The sequence below is a fragment of the Nonomuraea zeae genome (assembly GCF_005889725.1).
Classification (GTDB): domain Bacteria; phylum Actinomycetota; class Actinomycetes; order Streptosporangiales; family Streptosporangiaceae; genus Nonomuraea; species Nonomuraea zeae.
Window position 1 is genome coordinate 1 of the sequence record NZ_VCKX01000350.1, and the last position, 11,660, is coordinate 11,660.

At 71.0% G+C, this 11,660-nt stretch carries 13 protein-coding genes; 9 read left to right on the top strand and 4 right to left on the bottom strand.

Going from position 1 to position 11,660, the window contains the following annotated elements:
• The first annotated feature begins 121 nt into the window (after positions 1-121).
• The 8 genes from ETD85_RS53920 (at position 122) to ETD85_RS53955 (ending at position 8,969) form a co-directional block, all read left to right on the top strand.
• Entirely contained in the window at positions 122-1,576 is a 1,455-nt protein-coding gene (locus ETD85_RS53920; protein WP_240780022.1) for an HsdM family class I SAM-dependent methyltransferase, read from the top strand.
• Positions 1,577-1,614: 38 nt separating this feature from the next.
• Positions 1,615-2,505 carry a serine/threonine-protein kinase gene (locus ETD85_RS53925; protein ID WP_138697626.1) on the top strand — a complete coding sequence of 297 codons (891 nt, stop codon included), beginning with the start codon at positions 1,615-1,617 and terminating at the stop codon, positions 2,503-2,505.
• A 139-nt stretch (positions 2,506-2,644) separates the two neighbouring features.
• Positions 2,645-3,946 (top strand): ABC transporter substrate-binding protein, encoded by a 1,302-nt coding sequence (locus ETD85_RS53930; protein ID WP_138697627.1) that lies wholly within the window; start codon positions 2,645-2,647, stop codon positions 3,944-3,946.
• A complete protein-coding gene (locus ETD85_RS53935) occupies positions 3,943-4,905 on the top strand; it encodes a carbohydrate ABC transporter permease (protein ID WP_138697628.1) in 963 nt (320 codons plus the stop codon). Before ETD85_RS53930 ends, ETD85_RS53935 begins: the two co-directional genes overlap by 4 nt.
• Positions 4,902-5,705, top strand: a complete 804-nt coding sequence (locus ETD85_RS53940; RefSeq protein ID WP_206059466.1) for a carbohydrate ABC transporter permease — start codon at positions 4,902-4,904, stop codon at positions 5,703-5,705. Before ETD85_RS53935 ends, ETD85_RS53940 begins: the two co-directional genes overlap by 4 nt.
• Positions 5,702-7,072 carry a GH1 family beta-glucosidase gene (locus ETD85_RS53945; protein ID WP_138697629.1) on the top strand — a complete coding sequence of 457 codons (1,371 nt, stop codon included), beginning with the start codon at positions 5,702-5,704 and terminating at the stop codon, positions 7,070-7,072. Before ETD85_RS53940 ends, ETD85_RS53945 begins: the two co-directional genes overlap by 4 nt.
• A gap of 32 nt (positions 7,073-7,104) precedes the next feature.
• Positions 7,105-8,100, top strand: a complete 996-nt coding sequence (locus ETD85_RS53950; RefSeq protein WP_138697630.1) for a LacI family DNA-binding transcriptional regulator — start codon at positions 7,105-7,107, stop codon at positions 8,098-8,100.
• Positions 8,097-8,969: a phosphotransferase family protein gene (locus ETD85_RS53955; protein ID WP_138697631.1), complete on the top strand. Its 873-nt coding sequence runs from the start codon at positions 8,097-8,099 to the stop codon at positions 8,967-8,969. Before ETD85_RS53950 ends, ETD85_RS53955 begins: the two co-directional genes overlap by 4 nt.
• Before the next feature lie 10 nt (positions 8,970-8,979).
• On the opposite strand, the gene ETD85_RS65205 is transcribed toward ETD85_RS53955, so the two are convergent.
• The 3 genes from ETD85_RS65205 to ETD85_RS53965 are packed head-to-tail and all read right to left on the bottom strand — an operon-like array spanning position 8,980 to position 10,284.
• Positions 8,980-9,165, bottom strand: coding sequence for a hypothetical protein (locus tag ETD85_RS65205; protein WP_206059467.1), 186 nt, complete (start codon positions 9,163-9,165; stop codon positions 8,980-8,982).
• A 15-nt stretch (positions 9,166-9,180) separates the two neighbouring features.
• Positions 9,181-9,507 carry a carboxymuconolactone decarboxylase family protein gene (locus ETD85_RS65210; protein ID WP_206059468.1) on the bottom strand — a complete coding sequence of 109 codons (327 nt, stop codon included), beginning with the start codon at positions 9,505-9,507 and terminating at the stop codon, positions 9,181-9,183.
• Positions 9,508-9,522: 15 nt separating this feature from the next.
• Entirely contained in the window at positions 9,523-10,284 is a 762-nt protein-coding gene (locus tag ETD85_RS53965) for an SDR family NAD(P)-dependent oxidoreductase (protein WP_138697632.1), read from the bottom strand.
• A gap of 83 nt (positions 10,285-10,367) precedes the next feature.
• Between ETD85_RS53965 and ETD85_RS53970 the strand changes: the two genes are divergently transcribed.
• Positions 10,368-11,237: a LysR family transcriptional regulator gene (locus ETD85_RS53970; protein ID WP_138697633.1), complete on the top strand. Its 870-nt coding sequence runs from the start codon at positions 10,368-10,370 to the stop codon at positions 11,235-11,237.
• Between the two features lie 2 nt (positions 11,238-11,239).
• On the opposite strand, the gene ETD85_RS53975 is transcribed toward ETD85_RS53970, so the two are convergent.
• Complete coding sequence (locus ETD85_RS53975) at positions 11,240-11,599, bottom strand: hypothetical protein (protein WP_138697634.1); 360 nt, start codon at positions 11,597-11,599, stop codon at positions 11,240-11,242.
• Positions 11,600-11,660: the final 61 nt, after the last annotated feature.

Genomic DNA, 11,660 nt, shown 5'->3' on the forward strand with positions numbered 1-11,660 from the left:
CGGCAGCGTCGGGGGGGTATAAGAGACAAGCGTCGCGGGGGCGGCCGCGCTGGATCCCGAGCTGGCCGCGCTCGTCATCGAGCTGGCCGAGCAGCACGACCCGCTGACCGCGTACGAGTTCCTGTGTGAGCGCTATCTCGAGGCCCACTCCCGGCAGCTCTCCGTCACCCGCGACGACGTGGCCGAGCTGATGGTCCGGCTGGTGAGCGCCGGCGGCGCGACCGTGCTCGACCCGGCCTGCGGGGTCGGCACGCTGCTCCTGGCGCCCGCCGGGCCGGCCACCCGGACGGGCCCGCAGACGGGTGCCCAGCCACCCGCCCACGCAGGCGCCCAGCCGGCCCGCCAGGCGGCGCGGATGCTGGGGCAGGACCTCAGCGAGACCTCGGCCGCCATCACCGCCTCCCGGCTGCGCCTGCGCGGCCTCACGGCCGAGGTCGTGGCCGGCGACTCCATGCGCAACGACGGCTTCCCCGGCGAGAAGGCCGACGCCGTGGTGTGCGACCCGCCGTTCAACGAGCGCGCCTGGGGCTACGAGGAGCTGACCGGCGACCCGCGCTGGGAGTACGGCCTGCCGCCGCGCGGCGAGCCCGAGCTGGCCTGGGTGCAGCACTGCCTCACCCACGTCAAGCCGCGCGGCCTGGTCGCCATCCTCATGCCGCCCGCCGCGGCCAGCCGCAAGGCGGGCCGCCGTATCAGGGCCAACCTGCTGCGCGCCGGCGCCCTGCGGGCCGTCGTGGCGCTGCCGGGCTCGGACCTGTGGCTGCTGCGCCGCCCGTCGCCCGGCGAGCGCCCGCCGTCGGACGTGCTGATCATCGACGCCACGGCGGACCTGCCGTCGGTCGAGCCGGCCTGGCAGGCGTACCTGGAGGACCGTTCCGACCAGACCGTACGCATCATCGACCTGCTGGCCGACGAGGTCGACATGACCCCGGCCCGCCACCAGCGCCGCGACGACGTGGGCCGGGCCTTCGCCGAGGCCCGCGACCGGTTCCTGGCCGCCGCCGCGGTGCCGCCCGACCTCAAGGTTCTGGAGCAGCCGCTCGACCAGCCCGCCACCACGCTCGGCGACCTGATCAAGGAGGGCCTGGTGGCCACCTCGCAGGCCCCGCCCAAGATGGCGGCCGACGCCGGCGACGTGCCCGTGCTCACCTCCGACGACGTGCTCAACGGCACGCCGCCCTCCGGCTTCACCACCGTGCAGCAGGGCCTGGTCGCGATCCGGCCGGGCGACGTGGTGGCCTCCTACTCCAGCGTGCGCGTGATGGCCGACGGCGGCGCGGTGCTGGGCCCGCACCTGACCCTCTACCGGGTGGACGCCCGCCGGCTCGACCCCGATTTCCTGGCCGGCTTCCTGCGGGCCGCGGGCGGCCGGGTGACCACCGGCTCCAGCAGGTTCGACGTGCGCCGCACCCGCCTGCCCAGGCTGTCGCTCAAGGAGCAGAAGTCCTACGGCGAGGCATTCAGGCAGCTCGCCGTGCTCGAAGACGCCATCCGCGAGACCTCGACGCTGGGGCAGGCGCTGATCAGGCTGGGCCTCGACGGCCTGGCTGACGGCCACCTGCACCCGCAGTCCTGACGGTGTAGTTTTTCCGGAAAGGCTGCGTGGAGGGGCGAATGGTCATCGGCGACCGCTATGAGCTCGACGACCTTCCCCTGGGGCAAGGCGGCATGGGCGCGGTCTACGCGGGCCACGACCGTCACCTGGACCGCCGGGTCGCGGTCAAGCTGCTCAAGCTGCCCAGCGGGCCCGACCAGGAGCTGGAGCGCCGGTTCATCCGCGAGGCCCGCATCCTGGCCAGGCTGGAGCATCCCGGCGCCCCCGTGCTCTACGACTTCGGCACCTACGAGCAGCGCCTGTACCAGGTGATGCAGTTCATCGAGGGCGTCACGGTGGCCGACGTGGTCAGCGAGCACGGGCCGCTGCCCGTGCCGTGGGCGGCGGCGATCGCGGCCCAGGCGTGCGCCGTGCTGTCGGCGGCCCACGCCCTGTCGATCTGCCATCGCGACCTCAAGCCGACGAACCTCATGCTCTGCCCCGACGGCAGCATGAAGGTGCTCGACTTCGGGCTGGCCATGCTGCGTGACGCGGAGGTCACCACGTTCACCAGGATCGGGCAGATCCTGGGCACGCCGGCGTACATGGCGCCCGAGCAGATCCAGCACGGCGTCGCCGAGTCGCGCAGCGACCTGTACTCGCTCGGCTGCGTCCTGCACGAGATGCTGACCGGCCGCCAGCTCTTCACCGGCCCCACCGACTACGTGGTCTTCGAGAAGCAGGTCAAGGAGCGCCCGCCGGCCATCCCCGGCCTGCCCGGCGAGCTGAGCCGGCTGCTGGCCCAGCTGCTGGAGAAGAAGCCGGACGCCCGGCCCGCCGACGCCAACGAGCTGTACGAGCGGCTCGACCCGTTCGCCGTCGAGCTGCCCATGCTGCCCGGCTTCCTCGCCCAGGACCCCAGTCCGGGCCGCATGTACGCCAGGATGGCCGGCCGCGCCCTCAGCGCGTAACAACTTCCCCTTCCTGAACACGCTCTCTCGGATAACGTCGATCGTTATTTAACACCCGTTGACAGAGCGGTGTGAGCCCCGAGAATCTGTCGAGAGAGCGCTCTCTCACATCCCCCTAGCTCCCCCCAGGAGGGTTTCCATGACCCCTCGCATCCGGCGGCTCGGCCTGCCCCTGCTCACCGCGTCCCTACTCGCGCTGGCGACGGCGTGCGGCGGTGGAGGTGGCGGTGGCAACACGGCCACAGAGGCGAGCGCCAAGCCAGGAGAGAAGATCAAGCTGACCGTCGGCCTCTTCGGCGACTTCGGCTTCAAGCCCCTCTACGAGGAATACAAGAAGACCCACCCCAACATCGAGATCGTCGAGAACGTCACCCAGTTCAACGACCACCACAGCAACCTGGTCAAGCGGCTGGCCACGAACGCCGGCGCGGGGGACATCGAGGCCGTCGAGGTCGGGTACATCAGCACGTTCACCGCCCAGCCCGGCAAGTTCACGGACCTCAAGCAGTACGGCCTGGACAAGCGGCAGGCCGACTACCTCGACTGGAAGTGGCAGCAGGGCCTGAGCAAGGACGGCTCCCAGGTGCTCGGCCTCGGCACCGACGTGGGCGGCCTGGCCATGTGCTACCGCAAGGACCTGTTCAAGAAGGCCGGGCTGCCGACCGACCGGGCCGAGGTGGCCGCGCTCTGGCCGACCTGGGACCAGTACATCGCGACCGGCAAGAAGTTCGCCACGGCGAACGTGGCCGGCGCCAAGTTCGTGGACAGCCCCGGCGAGATCTTCCGCGCCATGGTCAACCAGGCGCCGATCGGCCTGTACGACGCCTCCGACAAGATCATCGTGGACACGAACCCCGAGGTGAAGAAGGCCTGGGACCTGTCGAACCAGCTCACCGCCGAGGGCCTGACCGCCAAGCTGGCCGCCTTCTCGCCGCCGTGGAACACCGGCTTCGCCAAGGGCTCGTTCGCCACGATCATCTGCCCGGCCTGGATGACCGGCTTCATCCAGGAGCAGGCCAAGGACGCGACCGGCAAGTGGGACATCGCGACCGTGCCCGGCGGCTCGGGCAACAGCGGCGGCTCGCACCTGATGGTGCCCAAGCAGAGCAAGCACCCCAAGGAGGCGGCCGAGCTGATCGACTTCCTCACCTCCAAGGACAACCAGGCCAAGGTGTTCAAGGAGGAGGGCACGTTCCCGTCGATCCCGGCGCTCTACGACGACCCGTCGATCCAGAACTTCACCAAGCCGTTCTTCGGCGACGCCCCCATCGGCAAGATCTACTCCGACGCCGCGAAGGCGCTCAAGCCGCAGCACCTCGGCCCCAAGGAGGCTGACGTGCGCACGGTCATCGGCAACGGGCTCGGCCGGGTCGAGCAGGGCAAGCAGACCCCGGACGAGGCGTGGACCCAGGTGCTCGAGGACGTCAAGAAGATCAAATGAGCACCCTTCCCATCGCGGTCACGCGACGGCGTAGGCGCAGCGTGCGGCACACCCTCGACGTGAGGGTGTCGCCGTACGCCTACGTGGCGCCGTTCTTCCTGCTGTTCTGCGCCTTCGGGCTGTTCCCGCTGGCCTACACGGCCTGGGTGAGCCTGCACGAGTGGACGCTGTTGTCGGAGACCCAGATGTTCATCGGGCTGGACAACTTCACCACGCTGCTGTCCGACGGATATTTCTGGAACGCGACGTTCAACACCCTGTCCATCGGCCTCATCTCGACCGTGCCGCAGCTCGCCCTGGCCATCTGGCTGGCGCACCTGCTCAACCGGCGGCTGCGGTTCCAGACGCTGTTCAGGGTGGCACTGCTGCTGCCGAACGTCACCAGCGTGGTGGCGGTGGTGGTGATCTTCAGCCAGCTCTTCGGCCGGGACTTCGGGATGATCAACTGGATCCTCTCGTGGCTCGGCGTCGGCAACATCGACTGGGCCGCGGGCACCGCGACCTCGCACATCGCCCTGTCGGTCATGATCATGTGGCGCTGGACCGGCTACAACGCGCTGATCTTCCTGGCCGCCATGCAGGCCGTGCCACGCGAGCTGTACGAGGCCGCCACGATCGACGGCGCGAGCAACTTCACCCAGCTACGCAAGATCACGATCCCGATGATCCGGCCGACGATCATCTTCGTGGTCATCGTCTCCACGATCGGCGCCATGCAGATCATCGCCGAGCCCATGCTGTTCGGGCAGAGCAGCGGGGGCGGCGGCGGCGTCGCGACCGGCGGGCCCGACCGGCAGTTCCAGACCCTGGCGCTGTTCGTCTACGAGCAGGGCTTCGCCAACTCCACGTTCGACTTCGGCTACGCCTCGGCCGCCTCCTGGCTGATGTTCGTGGCCGTGGTGATCGTCGCCGGGATCAACTTCCTGATCAGCCGCAGGGTGAAGGGCGGGCTGCTGTGAGGCTGCGTTATCTGACCCTGACCGCGGTGGCCTTCTTCTCGGCCTTCCCGCTCTACTACAGCGTCGTGGTGGCCTCCAGGCACAACTCGGCGCTGGCGGAGGTGCCGCCGCCGCTGCTGCCCGGCGGGAACTTCTTCGCCAACGTCTCCAGGGTCTTCGACACCGTCCCCTTCGGGCTGGCGCTGGTCAACTCGGTCATCGTGGCCGGCTCGATCTCCATCGCCGTGATGTTCTTCTCGACCCTGGCCGGCTTCGCCTTCGCCAAGCTGCGGTTCCGGGGCAGGAACGCCATGCTGGTGATCACCGTCGCGACCATGATGGTCCCCGCGCAGCTCGGCATCATCCCGCTCTACATGCTCATGGTGAAGCTGGAGTGGACCGGCACCAACTACGCGCTGATCGTGCCCGCGCTGGTCAACGCGTTCGGCGTGTTCTTCATGACCCAGTACCTGTCGCGCGCCCTGCCGAGCGAGCTGCTGGAGGCGGGGCGGGTGGACGGGTGCACGACGTGGGGGCTGTTCTGGCACGTGGTGCTGCCCACCGCGCGGCCCGCGGCGTCGGTGCTGGGCATGCTGACGTTCATGTCGGCCTGGAACGACTACTTCTGGCCGCTGGTCGTGCTGAACCCGGACAATCCGACGGTCCAGGTGGCCCTGTCGACGCTCGCCAGCGGGTACGTCAACGACTACGTGCTGGGCCTGGCCGGAACCGCGATCGGAACCCTGCCGCTCGTGGCCGTCTTCGCCCTGTTCGGCAAGCAAATCATCGGTGGAATCATGCAAGGAGCTGTTAAGGGATGATCTTTCCCGAGGACTTCGTCTGGGGTGCCGCGACGGCCTCCTACCAGATCGAGGGGGCGGTCAAGGAGGACGGGCGGGGCCAGTCGATCTGGGACACCTTCTCCCACACCCCCGGGAACGTGGCGGACGGCGACACCGGAGACGTGGCCTGCGACCACTACCACCGCTACAAGGACGACATCGGGCTGATGCGCGAGCTGGGGCTGGCGGCCTACCGGTTCTCGATCGCCTGGCCGCGCATCCAGCCCGACGGTGAAGGGTCGATCAACCCGCGCGGGCTGGCGTTCTACGACAAGCTCGTGGATGAGTTGCTTGCAGCCGAAATTTCGCCCTATGTCACGCTTTATCACTGGGACCTTCCCCAAGGGCTCGAAGACCGGGGCGGCTGGGCGAATCGCGACACGGCCTACCGGTTCGCCGACTACGCGCAGGCCGTGCACGAGCGCCTCGGAGACCGCGTCAGCGACTGGGCGACGCTGAACGAGCCGTGGGTGTCGGCGTTCCTCGGCTACGGCAACGGCGTGCACGCGCCGGGCCGCCGCGACCCGGCCTACGCCATGCGCTCCGCGCACCACCTGCTGCTCGGCCACGGGCTGGCCGCGCGGCGCCTGCGCGAGGGCGGCGCGCAGCGCATCATGCTGGTCGTCAACTCGGCGCCGGTGCTCACCCCCGCCCAGGTCAACGACCCGTCGGCGGTGCCGGACGAGGCGGACGCGGCCGTCGTCCACCGCATCCACGCGCTGCTGACCAGGCAGTTCCTCGACCCGGCGGTGTACGGCACGTACCCCGAGGAGGTCATCGAGGCGGCGGAGCGCAACGGCGGCACCGGCCACATCCAGGACGGCGACCTCGCCCTGATCAACGCGCCGATCGACCTGGTCGGCGTCAACTACTACAACCCGTGCGTGGTCGAGGCCGGCCCGGGACTGCCGGCCGACGCCGCGTGGCCGGGGTCCGAGGACGTCAAGTTCGCCACGGCGGACGCGCCGACGACCGCGATGGGCTGGCCGATCGTGCCCGACGGCCTGTCCAGGCTGCTCGTCCGGCTCTCCCAGGACTATCCGCAGGTCGGCCTCATGGTCACGGAGAACGGCGCGGCCTTCGACGACGTGCTGGAGCACGGCCGGGTGCACGACGCGCAGCGGGTCGCCTACCTGGACGGGCACCTGCGCGAGGTGTGGCGGGCCATCGAAGCGGGCGCCGACCTGCGCGGATATCTCGTCTGGTCGCTGCTCGACAACTTCGAGTGGGCGGAGGGCTACCGGCGGCGGTTCGGCATCGTCCATGTGGACTACGGGACACAAACCAGAGTGCCCAAGGACAGCGCGCTGTGGTACCGGGGCGTGATCGGCAGGAACGGCCTGTAGATTTTTTCCGTGCTCTCCCTCTTGGTGCAGTCATGAGACGCCCGACCCTCGAAGCGGTCGCCGCCCGCGCGGGGGTCTCGCGCGCCACCGCCTCCCGGGTCGTCAACGGCCAGACGACGGTGGCGCCACACATCCGCGATGCCGTGCAGCGCGCGATCGACGAGCTGGGCTACGTGCCCAACTCGGCGGCGCGCAGCCTGGTCACCCAGCGCACCGACTCCGTCGCCCTGGTCGTCAGCGAGCCCGGCACCCGGGTGTTCTCCGAGGACCCGATGTTCTCCACGGCGATCAGATCGGCGTCCATGGAGCTGGAGGCGGTGAACAAACAGGTCGTCCTGATGCTCGCGTCCTCCGCGAAGAGCCACGCGCGGGTGGAGCGTTACATCGCGGGCGGCCACGTGGACGGCGTCATGCTCATCTCCATGCACGGCGCCGACCCGCTGCCGGCCGCGCTGTCGCGCCTGCGCGTCCCCGTGGTCTCGTACGGGCGGCCCGCCGTGCCGGTGAACATCCCGTTCGTCGACAACGACAACGTGGGCGGCGCGGAGGCCGGGGTCAGGCACCTGGTGGAGACGGGCCGGCGCCGGATCGCCACCATCGCCGGCCCGCAGGACATGATCGCCGGCCAGGACCGGCTGGCCGGCTACCGCAACGTGCTGCGCGACTCCGACCGCCGCTCGATCGTCGCGGTCGGCGACTTCACGCGGGAGTCGGGCGCGGTGGCGATGCGCCAGCTCCTCGGCGACGACCCGGGGCTGGACGCGGTCTTCGTGGCCAACGACCTGATGGCGGTCGGTGCCCTGCAGTCGCTGCGCCAGGCCGGTCGCCGCGTCCCCGACGACGTGGCCGTGGTGGGCTTCGACGACATCGAGGCGGCGAAATACACCGAGCCGCCGCTCACGACGCTCAGGCATCCGGTGGCCGAGCAGGCGGCGGCCATGGTGGGGCTGCTGCTCAACCTGTTCGAGGGCGGCCCGACCGATCCGGTGATCATGCCGACGGAGCTCGTGATCCGGGAGTCGGCTTGACCTCCAGCCAGGCGGTGAGCGTGGCCGTCTCGGTGGCTCGGGAGCACGGCATCGCGGTGCGGGAGCCCGTCGTGCTCAACGACTCCTTCAACCTGCTGATCCATCTGCGGCCCGCGCCGATCGTGGCGCGGGTGCCCACCATCACCGCGCTCGGCCGGCCGCGGCCCGAGCAGGCGTTGCGGCGGGAGCTGGAGGTCGTGTCGTTCCTGCACGGCCTCGGCGCGCCCGTGGTGCCGCCGAGCGCGCTGCTGCCTGCCGGGCCGCACGTGCGCGACGGGGTGGCGGTGTCGTTCTGGACGCACGTCGCGCACGACCCGGCGTACGAGGTGACGCCGGACGCGGCCGGCAAGGCGCTCGCCGAGCTGCACGCGAGCCTGCGGGAGTTCCCCGGGGAGCTGCCCTATCTCGGGCCGGTGCTCGACGAGCCCGTGCGGCTGCTGGAGCTGCTCGACGGCGAGGTGGCGCCCGGCGCGCTGGCCCGGCTCAGGGACGCGCACGCGGACCTGGTCGCGCGGCTCGGCCCGGCTCCTCGCGGTGACGTGCGGGCCGTCCACGGTGACGCACATCCGGGCAACCTGCTCGCCACCCCTGCCGGGCTGCTGTGGAACGACTTCGAGGAGAGCATGGCCGCGCCCGTGGGCTGGGATCTGGCCTGCCTGCTGCGGACGACCCGGCTGGACGGGCGGGCGGCCGTACGCGCCTATGGGGCCGATCCCGGCGATCCGGAGCTGCGGACGTTCCTGGCGGCGCGCGGGCTGCAGGGGACGTTGTGGATGCTGGTCAGGGCGCTGCACCTCCCGTCGGAGGCCGCCGCCGCGCAGCGGGCGCTGGCGGCCTGGCTGCACGACCCGAGCGGCGCCACCCGCTGAGCCGGTGCCGTCAGACCCGGTAGACGCGCAGCTGGAGCGCCAGCGTCGTGTAGTAGCCGACCAGCGTGGTCAGCTCGAACAGGGCCCGCTCCCCCAGCACCGCGTATTCCTCGTCGTCCAGATCCCCCTTGGTCACCAGGGCGCGCGCCACGGCGACCACCGCGGCCTCCAGGGGGTCGGCGAGCGCCGGGGGCAAACCGTCGCGCAGGGCCTAAAGCTGCTCCTCCGTGACGCCCAGGTCGCGCGCGATCGGCTCGTGCGCGGCCTGCTCGAACGCGCTGTCCTGGTGGCCGGCGACCACCAGGATCGCCAGCTCGCGCGACCGGTCGGTCAGCGAGGAGCGGTAGCGGATGGCCGCCCCGAGCTCCTGCAGCGGGTCGCCGACCGGCGGGCTGAGCAGCATGGCGTTGAACGGGCCGGTCAGCCCGCCCTCCGGATCGACCATGAACCTGCCGCGCGGGCCGGACGTGATCTTCTCGTAGAGGGCGCGGGCCTCCGGTGAGAGCTGGTGCGGGGGCGTTCTGCGGAGCCTGGCCATCCCGCGATCGTAACGCTAGACCGGCACCACGCCGCCGCGCGGGCCGAGGAAGTATCCCCCGGACGCGTCGAGCACCTGGCCGGTGATCCAGTGAGAGTCCGCCCTGGTCAGCAGGGCCACCACGGCGGCGATGTCGTCGGGCCGGCCGATCCGGCCCAGCGCGGTGACCTCGGTGACACCGCGCTCCGCGCTGCCGTCGTGGTCCTCGCGGAGCCAGGCGTTCATGTCGGTCTCCGTGACGCCCGGGGAGACGGTGTTCACGGTGATGTTCCGGGGGCCGAGTATGGGCGCCAGGCTGAAGCCGAGGGTGTCGAGCGCGCCCTTGGTCATCGAGTAGACGAGATCGGGGAGCGCGATCCGGACGACGGCCGAGGAGATGTTGATGATCCGGCCGCCGTCGTTCATGAGCGGCAGGGCTCGCTCGATGACGAAGTACGGCGCGCGCACGTTCACCGCGAAGACCCGGTCGAACTGCTCCTCGCTCACCGTGCCCAGCACCCCGCCCAGGATGGCGGCGTTGTTCACCACGATGTCCAGGCGCTCGTCCCCGATCCCCGCGAACAGCTCGTCCACACCGTCCTCGAACGCCGCCCGCACCGCGTACGCCCGGCCACCCCCGCGCTCGATCTCCGCCACCGTCTCCTCGGCCAGCTCGTCGTTCCTGGCGTAGTGGACGATCACGCGGGCGCCGTCGGCGGCCAGGCGGACGGCGATGGCCCGCCCGATGCCGCGTGAAGCCCCTGTGACCAGCGCGGTCTTGCCTGCCAAGTCGGTCATCGCCTTGCTCCTCAGTCGTTGGAGCTCCATCGTGCGGTCCGGCCCCGGCCCTCGTCCAAGACCGCCTGTTATAGCTTTCTGCTATGGATGCCCATATCCGGGATCTGCGCTATTTCGTGGCGGTGGCGGAGGAGCTGAGTTTCACCCGGGCCGCCGCCGAGCGGCTGTTCATCTCGCAGCCCTCGCTGAGCAGGCAGATCAGGCAGCTGGAGCTGTCCATGCGGGCCAAGCTGTTCGAGCGCGACCGGCGCACGGTGGCCCTGACCGCGGCGGGGGCGGCGCTGCTGCCGCAGGCCCGGCGGATCATCGAGCAGTGGGAGGGAGCCCAGCGGGCGGTGGCCGCGGCGCGCGAGGACCGCATCCTGGTCGTCGGGTTCCAGACGCGGATCGGGCGTGGCCTCGTGCCCTCCATGGCCGGGGCGCTGCCCGGATGGGACCTGCGCTTCCGCCAGGTGCCGTGGAGCGACCCGAGCGTGGGGCTGGGCGACGGGCACGTGGACGTCGCCGTCGCCTGGCTGCCGGTGCCCGGGGGCGGCTATTCCTGGACGGTGGTGAGCACGGAGGAGCGGTGGGTGGCGCTGCCCGCCGGGCACCGGCTGGCCTCCCGGGCCGAGGTCGGGCTGGCCGACCTGGCCGCGGAGCCGTTCGTGGCGCTGCCGGTCTCCGCCGGGCCCATGCGGGACTTCTGGCTGGCCAACGACCAGCGGACGGCCCCGGCCGTGGTGGGGGCCGAGGCGGAGACGGCCGAGGAGGCGTTCGAGCTGGTCGCGTCGGGGCGGGCGGTGGTGCTGGTGTCGGCGGGGAACGCCGAGCTGTACCGGCGGGAGGACGTGGTCTGCCTGCCGGTCGCGGGCCTGCCGCCGAGCCGCCTGGCCGTCGTCTGGCGGCGCGAGGACCGGCGGCGGGCCGTGCGGGCGCTGGTGGCGGAGTTCGTGCGGTGCATGTGCGGGTGAGGTCAGTCCTCGTCCTCGCCGACGGCGGTGATCGTCTCCTGGACGGTGATGGAGAGGATCTCGTCCTCCTCGGGCGTCAGGACGCGGCCGTGGCGGAGCTCGGCGCGGACCGTGCGGACGATCATGCCGGCGGGCGGCTTGGTCGTGCGTTTACGCAGGTCCTGGTAGACGGTCCAGCCGAGGGCGGCGGCGCTGACGATCAGGGAGGCCAGGGAGACGGGGTCGAGGTACTGGTCGGGCTTGCGCTCCTGGGTCTCGTGCTCGTGCAGGGCCACTTCCACGTCGGTGATCAGGGACGGGCCGTGGTGCGGGGCGAGGCGGTGGGCCACGGTTCGGGCGGCCTCGGCTACCGGGTCGGTCATGAGGTGGGCTCCTCGTCGTCGGGTTGCTGGACGTAGTCGCGGATGGCGGGCGGGAGGGGGT

Excerpts from the sequence above, each read along its gene's own strand:
- ETD85_RS53925 (WP_138697626.1), top strand. The coding sequence starts at position 1,615 with ATGGTCATCGGCGACCGCTATGAGCTCGACGACCTTCCCCTGGGGCAA.
- ETD85_RS53930 (WP_138697627.1), top strand. The coding sequence starts at position 2,645 with ATGACCCCTCGCATCCGGCGGCTCGGCCTGCCCCTGCTCACCGCGTCC.
- ETD85_RS53935 (WP_138697628.1), top strand. The coding sequence starts at position 3,943 with ATGAGCACCCTTCCCATCGCGGTCACGCGACGGCGTAGGCGCAGCGTG.
- ETD85_RS53945 (WP_138697629.1), top strand. The coding sequence starts at position 5,702 with ATGATCTTTCCCGAGGACTTCGTCTGGGGTGCCGCGACGGCCTCCTAC.
- ETD85_RS53950 (WP_138697630.1), top strand. The coding sequence starts at position 7,105 with ATGAGACGCCCGACCCTCGAAGCGGTCGCCGCCCGCGCGGGGGTCTCG.
- ETD85_RS65210 (WP_206059468.1), bottom strand. The coding sequence starts at position 9,507 with ATGGCCAGGCTCCGCAGAACGCCCCCGCACCAGCTCTCACCGGAGGCC.
- ETD85_RS53965 (WP_138697632.1), bottom strand. The coding sequence starts at position 10,284 with ATGACCGACTTGGCAGGCAAGACCGCGCTGGTCACAGGGGCTTCACGC.
- ETD85_RS53970 (WP_138697633.1), top strand. The coding sequence starts at position 10,368 with ATGGATGCCCATATCCGGGATCTGCGCTATTTCGTGGCGGTGGCGGAG.
- ETD85_RS53975 (WP_138697634.1), bottom strand. The coding sequence starts at position 11,599 with ATGACCGACCCGGTAGCCGAGGCCGCCCGAACCGTGGCCCACCGCCTC.